This window comes from Dyella sp. OK004 (assembly GCF_900114495.1).
In the GTDB taxonomy this organism is placed as follows: Bacteria; Pseudomonadota; Gammaproteobacteria; order Xanthomonadales; family Rhodanobacteraceae; genus Dyella_D.
On sequence record NZ_FOZI01000004.1, the window covers coordinates 408,380 to 425,675 of the forward strand.

The 17,296-nt window shown below is 64.0% G+C and carries 16 protein-coding genes; 10 read left to right on the forward strand and 6 right to left on the reverse strand.

The genetic code is table 11. From position 1 onward, the window contains the following. The first annotated feature begins 19 nt into the window (after nt 1-19). The 3 genes from BM338_RS17930 (at nt 20) to BM338_RS17940 (ending at nt 3,052) form a co-directional block, all read left to right on the forward strand. On the forward strand, nt 20-1,489 hold the full coding sequence (locus BM338_RS17930; protein ID WP_255367360.1) for a MocR-like pyridoxine biosynthesis transcription factor PdxR: 1,470 nt from the start codon (nt 20-22) through the stop codon (nt 1,487-1,489). A 92-nt stretch (nt 1,490-1,581) separates the two neighbouring features. Continuing rightward, a complete protein-coding gene (locus BM338_RS17935; protein ID WP_090453309.1) occupies nt 1,582-2,601 on the forward strand; it encodes a TlpA family protein disulfide reductase in 1,020 nt (339 codons plus the stop codon). Nucleotides 2,602-2,617: 16 nt separating this feature from the next. After that, nucleotides 2,618-3,052 carry a cupin domain-containing protein gene (locus BM338_RS17940; protein WP_090453311.1) on the forward strand — a complete coding sequence of 145 codons (435 nt, stop codon included), beginning with the start codon at nt 2,618-2,620 and terminating at the stop codon, nt 3,050-3,052. Here the strand turns inward: BM338_RS17940 and cutA are convergent. Continuing rightward, nucleotides 3,016-3,339: a divalent-cation tolerance protein CutA gene (cutA, locus tag BM338_RS17945; protein WP_090453314.1), complete on the reverse strand. Its 324-nt coding sequence runs from the start codon at nt 3,337-3,339 to the stop codon at nt 3,016-3,018. The two genes, BM338_RS17940 and cutA, sit on opposite strands and share 37 nt — an antisense overlap. 321 nt (nt 3,340-3,660) lie before the next feature. Between cutA and groES the strand changes: the two genes are divergently transcribed. Then, the gene (gene groES / locus BM338_RS17950) at nt 3,661-3,954 is read left to right on the forward strand and encodes a co-chaperone GroES (protein WP_090453316.1); all 294 of its coding nucleotides are present in this window, start codon (nt 3,661-3,663) and stop codon (nt 3,952-3,954) included. 129 nt (nt 3,955-4,083) lie between these two features. Further along, nucleotides 4,084-5,730, forward strand: coding sequence for a chaperonin GroEL (gene groL / locus BM338_RS17955; RefSeq protein WP_090453318.1), 1,647 nt, complete (start codon nt 4,084-4,086; stop codon nt 5,728-5,730). A gap of 87 nt (nt 5,731-5,817) precedes the next feature. On the opposite strand, the gene BM338_RS17960 is transcribed toward groL, so the two are convergent. From BM338_RS17960 to BM338_RS17970, 3 genes are all read right to left on the reverse strand, one after another. Next, entirely contained in the window at nt 5,818-6,102 is a 285-nt protein-coding gene (locus BM338_RS17960; RefSeq protein WP_090453320.1) for a hypothetical protein, read from the reverse strand. A 204-nt stretch (nt 6,103-6,306) separates the two neighbouring features. After that, a complete protein-coding gene (locus BM338_RS17965; protein WP_090453322.1) occupies nt 6,307-6,708 on the reverse strand; it encodes a hypothetical protein in 402 nt (133 codons plus the stop codon). A 197-nt stretch (nt 6,709-6,905) separates the two neighbouring features. Next, nucleotides 6,906-8,807 (reverse strand): LTA synthase family protein, encoded by a 1,902-nt coding sequence (locus BM338_RS17970; protein ID WP_090453325.1) that lies wholly within the window; start codon nt 8,805-8,807, stop codon nt 6,906-6,908. Between the two features lie 214 nt (nt 8,808-9,021). Here BM338_RS17970 and glnE point away from each other — a divergent pair, with 214 nt between their 5' ends. Continuing rightward, complete coding sequence (gene glnE, locus BM338_RS17975; RefSeq protein WP_090453328.1) at nt 9,022-11,883, forward strand: bifunctional [glutamate--ammonia ligase]-adenylyl-L-tyrosine phosphorylase/[glutamate--ammonia-ligase] adenylyltransferase; 2,862 nt, start codon at nt 9,022-9,024, stop codon at nt 11,881-11,883. Here the strand turns inward: glnE and BM338_RS17980 are convergent. Then, nucleotides 11,880-12,875 (reverse strand): mitochondrial fission ELM1 family protein, encoded by a 996-nt coding sequence (locus BM338_RS17980; RefSeq protein ID WP_090453330.1) that lies wholly within the window; start codon nt 12,873-12,875, stop codon nt 11,880-11,882. The two genes, glnE and BM338_RS17980, sit on opposite strands and share 4 nt — an antisense overlap. Before the next feature lie 125 nt (nt 12,876-13,000). Here BM338_RS17980 and BM338_RS17985 point away from each other — a divergent pair, with 125 nt between their 5' ends. Next, the gene (locus tag BM338_RS17985; protein ID WP_090453332.1) at nt 13,001-13,594 is read left to right on the forward strand and encodes a malonic semialdehyde reductase; all 594 of its coding nucleotides are present in this window, start codon (nt 13,001-13,003) and stop codon (nt 13,592-13,594) included. Nucleotides 13,595-13,651: 57 nt separating this feature from the next. Beyond that, the gene (locus BM338_RS17990; protein WP_090453334.1) at nt 13,652-14,245 is read left to right on the forward strand and encodes a YceI family protein; all 594 of its coding nucleotides are present in this window, start codon (nt 13,652-13,654) and stop codon (nt 14,243-14,245) included. A 73-nt stretch (nt 14,246-14,318) separates the two neighbouring features. On the opposite strand, the gene BM338_RS17995 is transcribed toward BM338_RS17990, so the two are convergent. After that, nucleotides 14,319-15,584, reverse strand: a complete 1,266-nt coding sequence (locus tag BM338_RS17995; protein ID WP_090453337.1) for a Yip1 family protein — start codon at nt 15,582-15,584, stop codon at nt 14,319-14,321. A gap of 175 nt (nt 15,585-15,759) precedes the next feature. Between BM338_RS17995 and BM338_RS18000 the strand changes: the two genes are divergently transcribed. After that, entirely contained in the window at nt 15,760-15,966 is a 207-nt protein-coding gene (locus BM338_RS18000; protein ID WP_090453339.1) for a zinc-finger domain-containing protein, read from the forward strand. 97 nt (nt 15,967-16,063) lie between these two features. After that, the gene (locus BM338_RS18005; protein ID WP_090453341.1) at nt 16,064-17,191 is read left to right on the forward strand and encodes a glycosyltransferase; all 1,128 of its coding nucleotides are present in this window, start codon (nt 16,064-16,066) and stop codon (nt 17,189-17,191) included. Nucleotides 17,192-17,296 lie beyond the last annotated feature (105 nt).

Here is a 17,296-nt window from a genome sequence, read left to right on the forward strand (position 1 = left end):
ATTATTAGGGTCCACTTATTTGCCGGCGTTGATCGTGATGGAGCACCCGTTCGAGTTTCCGCTGGACCTGCCTGCCCGTGGTTCGCGTCAACGCTTGAGTGCCCTGCACGGTCAGTTGCGCGCGGCGATCCTCGACGGACGCCTGAAAGCAGGACTGCGCCTGCCTGCGACCCGCGAGCTGGCGCAAGCACTCAAGCTTTCCCGCAATACGGTGGTAGCTGCTTACGACTTGCTGTTGAGCGAGGGTTACGTGGTGGCGCGTCGGGGGGCGGGCAACTTCGTCGCCGATCTGCTGGCGCGGCGTGGCGCGCATCGCGCGAGTGCGGCGGAGCAGGGCGGGGATCGCCGACTGGCACCCTACTGGCGTTCGATGAAGCTGCCAGCGGTGCCAATGCAGGTGGGCTCCTATACGCATGACTTCCGCGTCGGCGTACCGGACAACACGCAGTTTCCGTTTGAGGTGTGGCGGCGCCTGTCAGCCCGCGCATTGCGCGGCGTGTCTAAGTCGCCGCCGCTTTATGGTCAGTCACAAGGCCGGCCGGCATTACGCGAGGCGATCGCACGGCATGTGTCGTTCGCCCGCGCGGTGGCTTGCGAACCGGATGACGTTGTTGTCACCAGCGGTGCCCAGCAGGCGTTTGATCTGCTGGCGCGCGTGCTGGTGGCGCCTGGCAAGACGGTGGTCGCCGTGGAGGATCCGGGCTATCCGCCGCTGCGCGCAGCGTTTGCCGCGGCGGGCGCCAAGGTGGTGCCGGTGCCGGTCGATGCCGAAGGTTTGGTGGTGGAGCAACTGCCGGCGGATGCACGGGTGATCTATGTGACGCCATCGCACCAGTTTCCGCTGGGCATGTCGATGTCGCCCCGGCGACGAGCAGAACTGCTGTCGTTCGCTGCCGCCAGGCACGCCGTGGTGATCGAGGATGACTATGACGGCGAATTCCGCTACGGCGGACGTCCCTTGGATGCCTTGCAGACGCTCGATCGCGACGGTTCGGTTTGTTATGTGGGTACCTTCTCCAAATGCCTGTTTCCGTCGCTGCGGCTCGGTTATCTGGTGACGCCGCCCTGGTTGCGCGCGGCCCTGGCCTCGGCCAAGGAGTTGACCGACTGGCATTGCGACGTGGCGGCGCAGGACACGCTAGCCACCTTTATCGCGGAAGGCCATCTCGTGCGCCATGTGCGCAAGATGCGCCATGTCTATGCGGCGCGGCGCGAGGCTTTGCTCAAAGCGTTGGAAAGCTATGGCGAGGGGCGTCTTCAGGCTTGGTCGTCGGACGCCGGCCTGCACTTGGCGGCGCGTTTGCCCCGCGCGGTAAAAGCGGGCGCCTTGATCGAGCGCGCCGCGGAGCAGCGCATCCGTCTGGAAGGGTTGAGCGGCTACGCACTGAATCGTCCCGCGCCAAATGGCCTGGTATTCGGCTACGGCATGATCGAGGCCGAACGCATCGGCGAAGCCATTCGGCGGGTCGCGAAGCTGCTGGAATACTGAGGCGTGGTTCCATCAAATTGTCGAAAGGTGGCTCTTATGGCGCGGGCCGGTCGGCGCGAGGATGCTCGCCTCTCCCTTGCACCGAGTCAGCCATGCGTCGCCTTCTTGCTTTAGTCCTCGCACTCTCTTTTATGCTGCTCGCCACGCCGCTGTGGGCGCAGTCGGGCCAGCAACGCGCCGAAGCAGCCGGGCACAGCCTGATCGGCACGCCGGCGCCACGGCTGAAGCTCAAGACCATCGATGGCCAGACCATCGATCTGGCCAGCCTGTACGGCAAGAAAGCCGTCTACCTGAAGTTCTGGGCTACCTGGTGCGTGCCATGCCGCGAGCAGATGCCGCACCTGGAACGCACGTTCGAACAGGCCGGGCCGGATCTTGCGGTGATCGCGATCGACGTCGGCTTCGACGACAGCGTGGAAGAAGTACGCAAATACCAGCGCGCTGTGGGACTGGGCATGCCGATCGTTTTCGACGGCGACGGCTCGCTGGGCGAGGCCTTTCATCTGCGCGTGACGCCACAGCATGTGGTGATCGGACGCGACGGACGCGTTCTCTACATCGGGCACGAAGCGAATGCCAAGCTCGATGCGGCGCTGCTGGCGGCGCGCAGCGCGACTCCCACCGCCATCGCGCAGGCTGCGCAGCCACCGAAGGATGAGCCGCACTACGACGTTGGCGATAGCGTGCCGGGCTTCACCGCGAAGACGCTCGACGGCAAGGCGTTCCCGTTGCTTGATGCAAAACGGCCGACCGTGCTGGCCTTCCTGTCGCCGTGGTGCGAGTCGTATCTCGCCACCAGTCGGCCCGGCCTGGCGCAGAGTTGCCGGGCGATGCGTGAGCAGGTCACGGCCCTTTCGGGCAACTCGCGCGTGCGCTGGCTAGGCGTCGCTTCGGGTCTATGGGCCAGTCGCGACGATCTGGCGAAGTATCGCGATGAGCATCACATCAGCATGCCGCTGACCCTCGACGACTCCGGTGCGCTGTTCCGCCGCTTCCGCGTCACGCATGTACCGACCTTGCTGCTGCTCGATGCACAGGGACGTATCGTGCGGCGCGTAGAAGAAGCAGGCCCGTCGCTGGGCGATGCGCTGAAAACCTTGTCTGTCCGTTGATTGAAGGAACCGCACCATGATCCGTCGTGAGCTTGTGTTGTGTATGAGGTGGGTAGGTTTGCTGATCGCTGGGAGCGTCGCCGCCGTTGCATCGGCTGCCGAGGAGCATCCGCTGCTGAAGGCACCGCTGACGCAGGCGCCTGGCCGCCAGTTGATGGCGCTCACGGTGACTTATGCGTCGGGGCAGTCAACCCGCCCGCATCATCACGGGGGCGATGCCTTCGTCTATGTACTCACCGGCCACATCCGTAGCCAGGTCGAGGGCAGTCCCGAGCGCGTCTACGGTCCCGGCGAAAGCTGGTTCGAGCCCGCCGGCGCTCACCATGTGGTGAGCGGCAACGCCAGCGCGGAACAGCCGGCCAGCATGCTGGTGGTCTTTGTTGCCAAGCCGGAGGCCGAGCTGACCGCGATGGATCAGCCGCCGCTGCCGGCCCGCACCCAGTCCAGGTAGGCGGTGTGGCCGTGCGCCACCGGCACGGCAATCAACTCGGGCAGTTCGTAAGGGTGCAGGGCCAGCAACCGGGACTTGAGCGCTTCGAAACGGGCGGCCGTAGTCTTGATGAGCAGGAGTTCTTCCGTGTCCGTGGCGACCTTGCCCTGCCAGCGGTAGGTCGAAATGACGCCGGGCAGGCGGTTCACGCAAGCTGCAAGTGATTCATCCACGAGGGTTTCCGCCAGCTTCTGGGCGCTGGCGGCATCGGGGCAGGTGCAGTAGCAGAGCAGGACCGGATCGGACATGCCGGCCAGCCTAACGCGGCCTCGAGCCCCGCGAAACGCCTTGTAGGAGCCCAACCTGTGGCGACCAAGCTTTGCTCGGGCGGCTGGGTCCCGGGCCGGTCGCCCACAGGGTGGGCTCCTACAAAAACGGGCTGGATCGCCCTTGAAAGGCCCCTGCCACTCCCCCACTAGCTTGCTTAGTCAACGGATCGGCCCCCTTGCAGGGGATTGTTGCGTCGCTAGAATTGGCACTCACCCAGGTGGAGTGCTAGCAAGCGCCAACGCGCGGCCGCTCCGGGGTCCATTTTTGTTCAACCACCCAAACCAAGCTGGAGCCAACCCATGAGCAAACTGCGTCCGCTGCACGATCGCGTCATCGTCAAGCGTCTCGAAGAAGAGCGCGTCTCCGCTGGCGGCATCGTCATCCCCGACAGCGCCACCGAAAAGCCGACCCGCGGCAAGGTCATCGCTGCCGGCAACGGCCGCATCCAGGAAGACGGCAAGGTCCGTCCGATGTCGGTGAAGGAAGGCGACATCGTGCTGTTCGGCAAGTACGCCGGCCAGGAAATCAAGATCGACGGCGAAGAGCTGGTCTTCTTGAAGGAAGACGACATCGTGGCAGTTATCGAAGGCTAAGCACTCAAGGGGCCGTGACTCGCTGAGCGCGATCAAGAGCGCGCACGCCAGTCGCCTTTGGCTCCTTCTTGTACCGCTTTCGGAACGACAGAACCGTACCTAATTCAATTTTTTTGAGGCAAAAAAATTATGGCTGCTAAAGAAGTCCGCTTCGGCGAAGATGTCCGCGCACGTATGCTCAAGGGTGTGAACACCCTGGCCAATGCTGTGAAGGTGACCCTGGGTCCGAAGGGCCGCAACGTCGTGATCGAGAAGAGCTTCGGCGCTCCGACCGTGACCAAGGACGGCGTGTCCGTCGCCAAGGAAATCGAACTCGCCGATAAGTACGAGAACATCGGCGCGCAGATCGTGAAGGAAGCTGCGTCGAAGACGTCCGACGTGGCCGGTGACGGCACCACCACCGCTACGGTGCTGGCGCAGGCGTTCATCCAGGAAGGCCTCAAGGCTGTGGCCGCCGGCATGAATCCGATGGATCTGAAGCGCGGTATCGACCAGGCCGTGTCCACCGCCGTGGGCGAGCTGAAGAAGCTCTCCAACCCGACCGCTGACGACAAGGCGATTGCCCAGGTCGGCACCATCTCGGCCAACTCCGACGCCAACATCGGCGACATCATCGCTACCGCGATGAAGAAGGTCGGCAAGGAAGGCGTGATCACGGTTGAAGAAGGTTCGGGTCTCGAGAACGAGCTCGACGTGGTCGAAGGCATGCAGTTCGATCGCGGCTACTTGTCGCCGTACTTCATCAACAACCAGCAAAGCCAGCAGGTTGAGCTGGATGACCCCTTCATCCTGATCCACGACAAGAAGGTGTCGAACGTTCGCGAACTGCTGCCGGTGCTCGAAGCCGTTGCCAAGGCCGGCAAGCCGCTGCTGATCGTGGCTGAGGAAGTCGAGGGCGAAGCCCTGGCGACCCTCGTGGTCAACACAATCCGTGGCATCGTGAAGGTTGCCGCCGTCAAGGCGCCGGGCTTCGGTGATCGCCGCAAGGCCATCCTGGAAGATATCGCCATCCTGACCAACGGCCAGGTGATTTCCGAGGAAGTCGGCCTGCAGCTTGAGAAGGCCACGATCAACGATCTGGGCCGCGCCAAGCGCGTTGTCATCACCAAGGAAAACACCACCATCATCGATGGTGCTGGTGAAGCCGAGCGCATCCAGTCGCGTATCGCTCAGATCAAGGCGCAGATCGAAGAGACCTCTTCGGACTACGACCGCGAGAAGCTGCAGGAGCGCGTGGCCAAGCTGGCCGGCGGCGTGGCCGTCATCAAGGTCGGTGCCGCTACCGAAGTCGAGATGAAGGAAAAGAAGGCCCGCGTCGAAGACGCCCTGCACGCGACCCGCGCTGCGGTGGAAGAAGGCGTGGTGCCGGGCGGTGGCGTGGCGCTGATCCGTTCGCTGAAGGCGCTGGACGGCCTGAAGGGTGCCAACGCGGACCAGGACCTGGGCATTGCCATCACCCGCCGTGCTCTGGAAGCCCCGCTGCGCGCCATCGTCGCCAATGCCGGCGACGAGCCGTCCGTGATCCTCAACAAGGTGAAGGAAGGCAACGGTAACTTCGGTTACAACGCGGCCACCGGTGAGTTCGGCGACATGATTGCCTTCGGCATCCTGGACCCGACCAAGGTGACCCGTTCGGCCCTGCAGTTCGCCGCCTCGGTGGCTGGCTCGATCATCACGACCGAAGCGGCCGTGACTGAAGTGCCGAAGAAGGACGAAGGTCATTCGCACGGCGCGCCGGGCGGTGGCATGGGCGGTATGGGCGGCATGGACTTCTAAGTCCGCGCTACCACGCTGTATCGAAGAAAACCCCGCCTTGTGCGGGGTTTTCTTTTGGCCTGGTGATAGGTGGCGAAACGATACGGCTCAGTCTTCGCCGGGCACGTCGTCGTCATCGGCTTTCTCTTTCTTGGCCGGTGCGACGCGTTTTGCCGGCTCGCTTTTTGTCGCGGACTCGAGCTTCTTGTGATCAGGGAGATTCGAGGCGTTGGGATTGCGGCCGGTAATCACGTGCCCGTCGATGTGCGGGGTGCCCGCAGGGACTTCGATGGACTTCGGCGGATCCTGCTGCGTCGGGGCATCTTGTGCGCACAGGGGAAGTGCCAGCAAAGAGGCCGTACCGATACAGGCGGCAAGCATGAGGTTACGCATGATGGAATCTCCTAGGTGGGGGGAGCCATGAACGTCGCTGTCCGTGGCAGATCGAACCTAGTTGGCGGCTGCTCGCCATGTACTGAATAAATCGGCTTTCGGCTGATTTTCAGAAAATGCGCAGCGCACGACACGCGTCGATGCGCAACAAAAAAGCCCCGGGAGTTTCCTCCCGGAGCTTTCTTCACTGCCAGAAGCGAGTGCTTAGTGACCCTTGGTGGCGTCGAGCTTGGCATCGGCCTTCGTGTCGACCTTGGCGCCCGCGGCACCAGCATCGACTTTGGCACCGGCGCTCACGCCGGCAGAGCCGTCAACCGCGCCCGTGGCGGCACCGGCTGCGTCGCTGGTCGTGGCTTCGGTCTTGTCCACGATCTTCTTGCCGGCGTGCTTCGCCTTGTGCGCGGCCTTGTGCACCACATCGCCAGCCGTGCTGGTGGTCTGGTCGACGGTCTTGGTGGCGTCCTGTACCGCAGCGCCAGTACTCACGCCGGCTTTGACGCTGGCGTCCGCCTTGGTGGTGGCGCCGGCAGCGGCGTCCTGGGCGAAGACGGGGGCGGTCAGCACGGTGGCCGAAACGATGAGAGCAGCAAGCAGGGTCTTACGCATGGGTAAACCTCCGATGGGGGATGTCGCGACGCAACGTGTCGCGGCGGAGATCACGCTAGAGGCTGTTTGCCTACTGCTTCCTGAATTTTCCTAAGTGCCTTTAACCGGCAGACATGTCGATGAATCGCGAGTGTTTGGACGTCTAAAATTTTCGTTGGACGTACTTGTATTCCGCGAAGTGCAGACGGTTCCGGCACTTATTGCGGTACGCCGGCCGCTACGTCCGTGGCAGGGTGCGATTCTCCGTTGGCGAGGCTGCCCGCGGCTGGCGAAGCATTGGATCGAGGCAATAGACGATCCAGCTTGCCCTTCATGCGCAGCAGAGCGACGCTGGCCATGGCTTCATCCGTGTGTTGCTCAACGTTGTCTTCGACCTGCGGCGGCGCGCCGGGTGCGCGGGTCAGGCTGGCGAGTTGCGGCGCCAGCACTTGGGTAAGTGCGAAATAGGCATCGTCGTGGATGCCGGCGCGTTCCAGCAGCTTGCCGGGGAGCATCCACGAGGCCAGATCCTCGCGCACCGGCGCTGTGCCATTGCGCGGATCGACCAGCAGCCAAGTGCCGGCCTGGCTGAGCATATCTTTGCCATCGACGAAGCCGAGCGTTTCATACGTGCCGGCAAGTGCCGGCAAGTGATCGCCGTAGAACAGCAGCAGGGTGGGGCGGTCGCGCTTGGCCAGCAGTTCCGCGAGACGGCCGAGTTCTTCGTCGGCGTGCTGCATGTGATAGAGATAGTTCTGCAGCTCGCGCTTGTCCTCTCCCGCGACGCCGTCCGGCACCGGCATCGCATCGCGCGCGGCGGCATCGGCCGGGTTTACGTCGTAGGGGCCATGCGCCTCGATGCTGATGGCGAACAGGAACTGAGGTGATCCGGCGTCTTTCAGCTGCGCCATGATTTCGTCGGTCATCGCGCGGTCGGCCATGTACTGGCCATCCATGTCGGCATTCTTGGGAAAGGCACTCTGCGATACGAAGCGATCAAAGCCGATAGCCTTGAATGCGGTATTGCGATTCCAGAAGGCGGGGTTGTTGCCATGGATGGCCACGGTTTCATAGCCGTGCGCGCGCAAGGTGCGCACCATGCCCGGCACCACCTTGGTGTTGAGCTGCAGATAGGGAAATTGCAGATCGTCGAAGTAGCGCAACGACAGGCCGGTCAGCACTTCGAATTCGGTGCGGATGGTGCCGCCACCGAAGGTCGGTACATGCAATGGGCCGCTGCTGCCCTGGCTGGCGAGACGGCGCAGATTCGGCGTGAGGTCGCTGTGCTCGTACCCTTTCATAATGGTGGGATCGAAGAACGACTCGCTCTGTATCACTACGATATCCGGCATCGCACCGGGATCATCCCGCGGCGTCTGCATGCGCTGGCGCAGTGCGTCATCGGCCTGACCGATCAGTTGCATGGCGGCATTCGGGTCGGCCTTTTTGCGTTCCTGGCCGTAGTGCAGATGGAACATCAGCAAAGAACTGACGAGGCCGGAATGCTGTGCAGTCGACGAGGCCGACCACGGTTCCATCCATAGCGTTTCGCCGTCGTAGAAGCGTGCCCACGCCGGCATGCCGCCCAGTAGTGAGCCGAGCACCAGCAGCACGGTGGTGCCAGCCAGCAGGCGCTTGCCGTGAGTGCGACGCCGGAACAGGGTCGGCTCCAGTCGCCAGGCCAGTGCCACCAGGGCAAGGCCCACCACTAGTGCGAGATAAGGCCAGGGCGTGGCTGGCAGATAGCTGCCCAGCAAATGCATGCCGCCTTTGCGCAGCTGGCCGACCATACGGAAATCGGCCGGCATCAACGGCGTGCTGAGCTGTTTCAGCTTGAGCGCATTGATGCCGTACAGCAGGGCCTGTAACAGAAAGGCCAATCCGTAGGAAAGCAATGGACGCCGACTGACCACCAGGAACAGCGAAGCGAGCAACAATCCCGGCAGGGCGTTGGCGAGCAGAAAGAGCGGCTGGGTGAACAACTGGTCGGGCGACACCCCTTCGCCACCATCGATCCACCCCGTCAACAAGACAAAGGCGAGATTCAGCGCCAGCAATAGCGCGGCATGACGCATGAACTGGTGCGAGCGATAGGTTGGTGGCGTGGACGACGGGGTCATGGCAGTTCCTGTTGCGCTGTCATGGCACAGACATCGAAATGTAACGATGCCGGCATGAACTATTTGTTGGCTGCGGCCGCCAAACGGCGGACATTCGTCACAAAGCAACGCCATAGCCGGAAATTCCGTGCACGACGCCGATGGCCCATGCGGCACCGCACCGTCATCTGGCAGTCATGTTCGGCCGGCGCGCCGTCTGCGGCACAATGGACCGATGTCTAAAGAATCCCCGGCGCTGCGCGCCCTGATCGACGACCGCTACGCCGAATTGGCCGCCCGCTGCCGCGCCGCTGGCGTGCCTTTGCACGACGACGCCGGTGTGGCCGAACGCATTCGCCGTACCCTGCTGGCCAGCGATTTCGCTTACGACACCTGGTTCCGCCAGCCTCAATTGCTGGCGCCGCAGGGTCTAGAGCGCCTGCGTGCGGGCAGCGATGCCAGCGCACGTATCGATGCGCTGAAGCTGGATCAGGACGAGGCGGTCTGCATGACTGCGCTGCGCCGCTTCCGCCATGCCGAGGCGCTGCGTTTGGTGTTTCGCGACGTCAACGGATTGGACGAGCTGCCGGACACACTGTCCGCGACCAGCGTGCTCTATGAAGTGCTGCTAGCCGCGGCACTGGCTTGGTCCGAACAGGCGCTGGCCACGCGCTACGGGCACAGTCGCGGGCACGATGGCGAGCTGCAGCGCATGGTGGTGGTGGGCTTCGGCAAGCTGGGTGGCAGCGAGCTGAACTTCTCTTCCGATATCGATCTGGTGCTGGCTTATCCGAGCGGTGGGCAGAGCGATGGCGCGCGTGTGCTCGATAACAGCGAGTACTTCGTGCGCATGGGGCGGCAGCTGGTGCGCCTGCTCCATGAGCCCACGGTGGATGGCATCTGCGCGCGCGTGGATCTGCGCCTGCGTCCGTTCGGTAATGCCGGGCGTCTCGCGTTGCCGTTCAGCGCGATGGAGCAGTACTACCAGAGCGAAGGCCGTGATTGGGAGCGCTATGCCTGGATCAAGGCGCGGCCGGTGGCTGGCGATCGCAATGCCGGCAAGCAGTTGCAGGAGCTGCTGCGCCCGTTTGTATATCGTAAATACCTCGACTACACCGCGTTCGCCGGTCTGCGCGAGATGAAAGCGCTGATCGATGCGGAAGTAGCACGCAAGGATCTTGCAGACAATCTGAAGCTCGGTCCCGGCGGCATCCGCGAAATCGAATTCGTAGTGCAGTTGACCCAGCTGATCCGCGGCGGTCGCGAACCCAGCATGCGCGTGCGCGGCCTGCTGCCGGCACTGACCGCGTGCGAAGCGCGTGGGCATATCAGCGCCGCGCGTGCCCGTGCGTTGCGTGAGGCTTATATCTATCTGCGCCGAGTAGAGAATCGCGTGCAAATGCTGCGCGACGCGCAGACTCACGATATTCCCGAAGACGCACTCAGCCGCGAGCGCATCGCGCTGGGCCTGGGCAAGGCGTCCTGGGAGGCCTTGTCGGAGGAGTTGGCGCATCACCGCGCCATCGTCAGCGAAGAATTCGCGGAAGTGTTGATGCCGCAAGGTGGACGCACGGCCAGCGCGCCGGTGGAAGACGTGGCTCTATGGCAGAAGGTCTGCGCCGAGTCGCTCGATCCGGGCACGATGGAGGCATCCGGCTTCGTGCCTGGCGCGGAAGCCGCAGAGGCGCTGCTCAAACTGCCACAGGCCGCCGCTGTACGCTCTATGCCATCGCGCACGCGCGAGCAGCTCGATCGCCTGATGCCGCAGTTGCTGGCACTGGCGCGCGAAAGCGCCGCGCCGGTGCCATGTCTGCTGCGTTTGTGCCGGTTGGTGCAGGCGGTCGCGCGGCGCTCGTCGTATCTGGCGCTGCTCGAAGAGCAGCCGGCTGCGCGCCGGAGGCTGGCAAGCCTGTTCGCAGCCAGCGCCTTCCTCGCCGAGCGCGTGATCGCCCAGCCTTTGCTGCTCGACGATGTGCTCGATCCGCGCATTGACCAGCTGCCGCTGAAGCGTGCCGATATCAGCGCCGAGATCAGCCGGGTGCTTGGCACACTGGATGAGCGTGAGGCCGAGGCGGAGCTGGAGCGCATCAACGAGTTCAAGGCGAGCACGGCGTTCCGTCTTGGTCTGGCCTTCAACGATGGGCGTGCCGACGCAGTAGCCACAGCGCGCCGCTTGGCTGCACTGGCCGAGTCGGTAGTGTTGGCGGTAACCGCGATGGCGGAGCGTGAACTGGTTGCGCAACATGGTCATTTGCCCGGCGAAGGCTCGGGTTTCGCGGTGCTCGGCTATGGCAGCCTGGGCGGCGAAGAGCTTGGCTTCGCCTCCGATCTCGATCTGGTCTTTGTCTACGACACCCGTCGCGCGCATGAGATGAGCGACGGTCCACGACCCATCGAAGGCTCGCGCTGGTATCAGCGCCTGGCGCAGCGCGTGATGAACTGGCTCACCGTGCTGACCCGTGCGGGACGCCTGTATGAAGTGGATACACGTCTGCGCCCGGATGGTTCCAAGGGTCTGCTGGTCAGCAGCCTCTACGCTTTCACCGAATACCAGAAGAGTCGCGCGTGGACCTGGGAGCATCAGGCGCTGCTGCGCGCGCGGCCGGTAGCTGGCGACGCGGCATTGAATGCCAAGCTGACGGAGGTACGTCGCGGCATCCTCGCCGTGCCGCGCGACGGTGGTGCCGTCATGCTGGAAGTGAGCAGCATGCGCCAGCGCTGGCGCGCCGAGCGCGACCGTTCCGACGAGCGGCAGTTCGATCTGAAACAGGGATATGGCGGCCTGCTGGATATCGAGTTCGCCCTGCAAGGGCTGGTGCTGGCCCACGCGGCCGAGCATCCCAGCCTGCTCTCGTCGACGGCCAATGCCGCGCTGATCGAGGCCTGTCGCCAAGTGGGGCTGCTTGATACGGCACAGGCCGACGTATTGACGCGGGCGCATGGCGAACTGTTGCGTCGCGCGCTCGCCTGCACCCTGGATTTGCGTTCGCGTATCGCGCCAAGGGATGAAGTGATCGAGCAGCTATGCGCCGAGGTCGAACGGGTGACGCAGGCGCTGGGTTTCGACTTCCGCGTGAAAGCCAAGGACAACAGCTAGCGGTTTCGCTCCCATGGCGCCTGATGTTCGGCGATGCGCAGCCGCAGGGAGCTCGTCAGCGCGACCGTTTCGCGCAGCGGTAACTGGCGTTGCCGTGATAGGGGCTCATCAATGTCGTGAAGCAGCCCGGCGTCGCGCAGCGCGCGATGGAAGCGCTCGACCTTTGCTGGCAACGGCCGCGCGACAAAGGTCTGCACCGGACAGCCGACGGCGCAGGCCTCGGACAGCATATTCACCGAATCCGGCGTGACCACCAGACCGTCAGCCCAGCTAAGTACACCGGGATAAGGATTTGTGCCGTCCTCGCGGTTGCTCCAGATCACACCGGGAACCCCCGCCAGACGGCGACGCATCACTTCCATCACTGCGTCCGGCGTACGCCGCGAAGCCAGCACCAGCAGGCTGCCGCCCTCCTGCCGATGTTGGGTGAGCAGGCGGTCGGCAAGCTGCTCCGCATAGGCAGGGTCCATCGGCATGCCCTTGCGCGGTCCGCCGAGCAACACGCCTACGCGTGGCTGCGGCAATTCGCCGAAGCTCGGGCAGATATCGCGGCCATCGGCCAGCCAGTTGTCATCCACCAGATTGAGCGAGCCCAGAGGGTGCAGCACGTTCGGGCCGCTCAGCCGATCGTGCAGGGGAGCGATAACGGTGTCCCAGTGGAGCGGATCCATGCGTGGATCGAGGATCTGCACGGTATAGGTGTGCCCTTCCGAAAGCGTGCGCAGCAGCCGGGTATACAGGGCTGCCGCACGGCCGCAGCCGATTGCCACGCTGGGCCAGGGCGGCACCAGGGTGCCGCGCCGCTGTTCCGCGGGCAGGGCAAGTCGCCCGCCCAGCATCAGGCGGGGTGCGAACCAGGACCACGGCGCGCGCACGCCCAGCACCAGATGGCGGAAGGGCAGGCCCAGCTGTTCGGCAAGCGCCAGCGCCTGGCGGTCGTTGCCGGCACGGCCGTCGGTGATGACCCAGCAGTCGCCATGCAATTTCAGCATGCGGCCACGATTGTTTCGATTCTCGCCACAGTACGTTCCATCCGACGGGGTCCTGCTGGCCTGCGTGCGCCCTTACACTTGCAGGCTGTTGCGCCACGCAGGGCGCGTTTCCTTGAAGGATACCCATGAGCGAGTTGCTTTCCGAGACCGCCCTCGACCAGCTGTTCCGCGAGGCCCGCACGTTCAATGCGTGGCTGCCGAAGCCGGTGAGCGACGAGCAGCTGCACCAGCTCTATGACCTGGCCAAGTTCGGTCCGACCAGCGCCAACTCCTCGCCGATGCGCGTGGTGTTCGTAAAGTCGAAGGAGGCGAAGGAGAAACTGTCGCCGTTTATGTCCGAAGGCAACCGCGCCAAGACCATGGCCGCGCCGGTTACCGCGATTGTCGGGACCGACCATGAGTTTTACGAGAAGCTGCCGCAGCTGTTTCCGCATGCCGACGCGCGCAGCTGGTTTGCCGGCAACCAGCCGCATATCGATACCACTGCCTTCCGCAATGGCAGCCTGCAGGGTGCCTACCTGATCATGGCGGCGCGCGCGGTTGGCCTGGATTGCGGCCCGATGTCCGGCTTCGACAATGCCGGCGTGGATGCGGCCTTTTTCGCCGGCACCTCGGTGAAGTCCAACTTCCTGATCAATATCGGTTACGGCGACGCCAGCCGCGACCTGTTCCCGCGCAGCCCGCGCCTATCGTTCGACGAGGCCTGCCGTATCGCCTGACCGGGCGTTACGTTTTTCTCGCCCATTCCGTATTTCCCTTCCACTGGAGGCATACCCATGCGTGCACTTCGTTATCTCGTTCTTGCCGGCCTGATCGGCGCCGCCGTCACCGCCCAGGCGGAGCCGGTTACCTACAAGCTCGACCCCGGCCACACCAATGTGCTGTTCAGCTGGAACCACTTCGGTTTCTCCAACCCCACCGCCAATATCGGTCTGGGCGACGGCACCCTGGTGTTCGACGAGAAGAACCCGGCCAAGTCCTCGGTGGAAGTCACCCTGCCGCTGGCCAACCTCGACACGCATGTGACCAAGCTCGACGAGCACCTGAAGAAGCCGGACTTCTTCGACGCCGACAAGTACCCGACGGCGACCTTCAAGAGCACCAAGGTGCAGGCCGTCGGCGGCAACAAGTACAAGATCACCGGCGACCTGACCGTGCACGGCGTGACCAAGCCGGTAGTGCTCGACGCCACGCTCAACAAGAGCGGCGTGCATCCGATGATGAAGGTGCAGACCGTGGGCTTCGATGCCACTGCTACGGTGAAGCGTTCGGACTTCGGTATGGGTGCCTACGTGCCGAATGTCAGCGACGACATCAAGATCCGCATCACCACCGAGGCTTCGGTGCCGAAGGCCGATGGCGCACAGTAAGCGCGGCCGTTGAAATGAAAAGCCCGCGCCGGTGACGGCGCGGGCTTTTTTTGGGTGGGTGACGGGCGGTGTTTCAGTGCTTGCTCACGCCTTCGTTTTTCAGCGATTCCAGCTTGTCCAGGTCCACGCCGTTTACCAGGTTCTTGAGCTGATCGATGTTGTCGGCCGGGCCGGAGGCCTTGACCGAGAAGCGCTGGCCGACGACTACCCCGTACTCGCCGCTCTTGCTGGTGTTGTCCCAGGCTTCGTGGATCAGGCGATTGTTCTGCGTGTAAGTCTTCTGGTAGCCGTGGTCGGTCTGCTGCTCGCTTTCCGGCGCCATCGCGCTGGCCATGGCCATCATGCCTTTCATGCTGCCGGTGTCGCCGACTTCCAGATCTACGTTGCGACCGTTGCCGTCGCCGTACTGGCCGCGCGCGGTGGTGATCTGCACACCCATGGTGTTGCTGCGTTCGGCTGACAGGCTCTCGCGTTTCAGTCCGGCCACGCTGTCAGGCAGGAACGTTTTCACCTGGTCGGCGGACAGTGATTGCACGTTGCTGTCGTTGCCCATGGCGGCGCCCATCATCTTGCCCATCGCGGCCTGTTGCGCGTTGGGGTCGCCGGATTTCTGCGCGGCTTCGAGGTCCTTGCTGGCCTGATCGGCGCGCTCGCCCATGGCGGCGAGTTTGCCCAGGGCGCTGTCCTTGTCCACTGTGACCGTGCTGCCGTCGGAGCTGGTGATCGTCGCCGTATGCATGGCGCCGCCTACCATGATGCCGCTCAAAAAGATGGCGCCCACAATGGCGCCCACGATCAGCGACAGCACGACGCCGATGATCACGCTCACCGCGGTATAGCCGGCGGCTTTCTCTTCCGGGCATTTCATGGTGTGCGGCAGACCAAGGAAGAGCAGGTAGATGGCGTAGACCAGGCCGGCGATGCAGATCAACCCGCCGATCCACGGCAGGATCACCGCGATGCTCGCCACCCAATAGGCGGTCCACGCATAGGCGACCGCCTTGAGTGCCTGCACGGTGTCCTTCTGACCGCCGAAGCTGGGTGCAAGCGCACTGACGATCAGCGCGAGCACGTACAGCACCACCAGGCTCAATAGGTAACCGAGCACCATCACGCCAATGCCCGCACCTACCGGTATGCGCACCGTTACGCCGAGGACGCCGGAGCCGAGCAGGCTGTCCTTGATGAAACGGGCGATGGCCGGCAAGGCGGCGAGGATGAGGATGTAGCCGGTATACAGGCCCTGCGTGGTGGCCGGCTCGGCCGCGATGACTGGCCACTCAGTCTTGGGTGTACTCAGAATGGCTTTGACGCGCGCAATGATCTTTCCGAAATCCATGGTGATCCCTCAAGGATGGATGGCCTGACAACCGCAGGCGAATGGTGAAGCTGCCGCGTGACAATCTGAATTGACTGTTGGGCTTATATCGTTCGCCGGGCGCGCCTTCCCCCGCAGCGCCTGGGCGACGCAGCCTGCTACCATTGGCGGCCCGATGTCCAGTGTGGAGTTCCCCATGTCGCAACCCTCCGCGACGGCGAAATCGATCCCGGCCAATGCCGAAAATCGTTATGAAGTGACGCGCAAGGACCTCCCTCTGTCCTGTCCGATGCCCGGCATGGCGCTATGGAACTCCCATCCCAAGGTCTATCTGCCCATCGTCGATGACGGTGGGGAGTCCACCTGTCCCTATTGCGGCGCCCATTACGTCCTGAGCGACTGACCGAGCTTCGGGCCGCACCGGCCCTAATGTGACGTAGCGCAGCTTTCGGCACGATTGCTGCTTGTCTCCAAGGATGAAGGCACTCATAGAACCGACCATGTCCGCTGTTGCCGCACCCGCCCGGTCGCTGACCGTTGTCCAGCTGATCCCGGCCTTGCAGTCGGGTGGAGCGGAGCGGTCGGCACTGGAGGTGGCGCGCGCCCTGGTGCAGGCGGGTCATCGGTCGGTGGTGATTTCCGCCGGCGGGCGCCTGGTCGGGCAGCTGCAGGCTGAGGGTAGCGAGCACATCACTCTGGATATCGGCAGCAAGTCGCTGCGCACCCTGACCCGGGCCGGCGCGCTGCGCCGCATTCTGGCCGAGATCCAGCCGGACATCGTGCATGCCCGTTCGCGCCTGCCGGCCTGGCTGGGCTGGTGGGCGATGAAAGGGCTGAAGAACAAGCCGCATTTCGTGACCACCGTGCACGGCCTCAATTCGCCGGGCCGCTACAGCGCCATCCTGCTGCGTGGCGAGCGGGTGATCGCGGTCTCGCAGACCCTGCGTGACTACGTGCTCAGTCACTATCGCTGGCTGGAGCCTTCACGCGTGCGAGTGATCCCGCGCGGCATCGATCCGGAAGCCTTTCCCTATGGGCACCGGCCGGATGACGCCTGGCAGAAGGCGTTCTTCGCCGAGTTTCCCCGCCTTGCCGGCGCACCGCTGCTGACCCTGCCGGGTCGCGGCACGCGGTTGAAAGGCCATCACGATGCGGTCGAATTGGTCGCCGAACTGAAGCGCCGCGGCATCGACGCGCGCCTGCTGTTGCTCGGCGTGATCGAGCCGGGCCGCGAAGCCTATGTGGCCGAGTTGCGCGAGCTGATCCAGGCGCGCGGGGTCGAGTCGCAGGTGGTACTCACGCCGCCGCGCAACGACGTGCGCGATATCTACGCCATCTCCGCGCTGATCCTGCAGCTGTCCAACAAGCCGGAGTCATTTGGCCGCACCGTGATCGAAGCCCTGTCGCTGTGCCGGCCGGTACTTGGCTATGCGCACGGTGGCGTCGGTGAGCTGCTGGCCGAGCTGTATCCCGCCGGTCGCGTGCCGGTGGGCGATCGCGAGCGGCTGGTGGAGCGCGCGGCCGAGCTGTTGCGCGTGGCACCGCCGATCCCGATGCTGCAGAGCTATCGCCTGTTGGATATGCAACAAGCCACGCTGGCGCTGTACGACGAAGTCACGACCGCGTAGGAGCGCACCCTGTGCGTCACGGCCCGCCAGGGCCGCTGTTTTACAAGACAAAAGCGCAGCCCTGTCGGGCCGTTTCATTCGGGCCATCCATGGCCCTCACCTAAA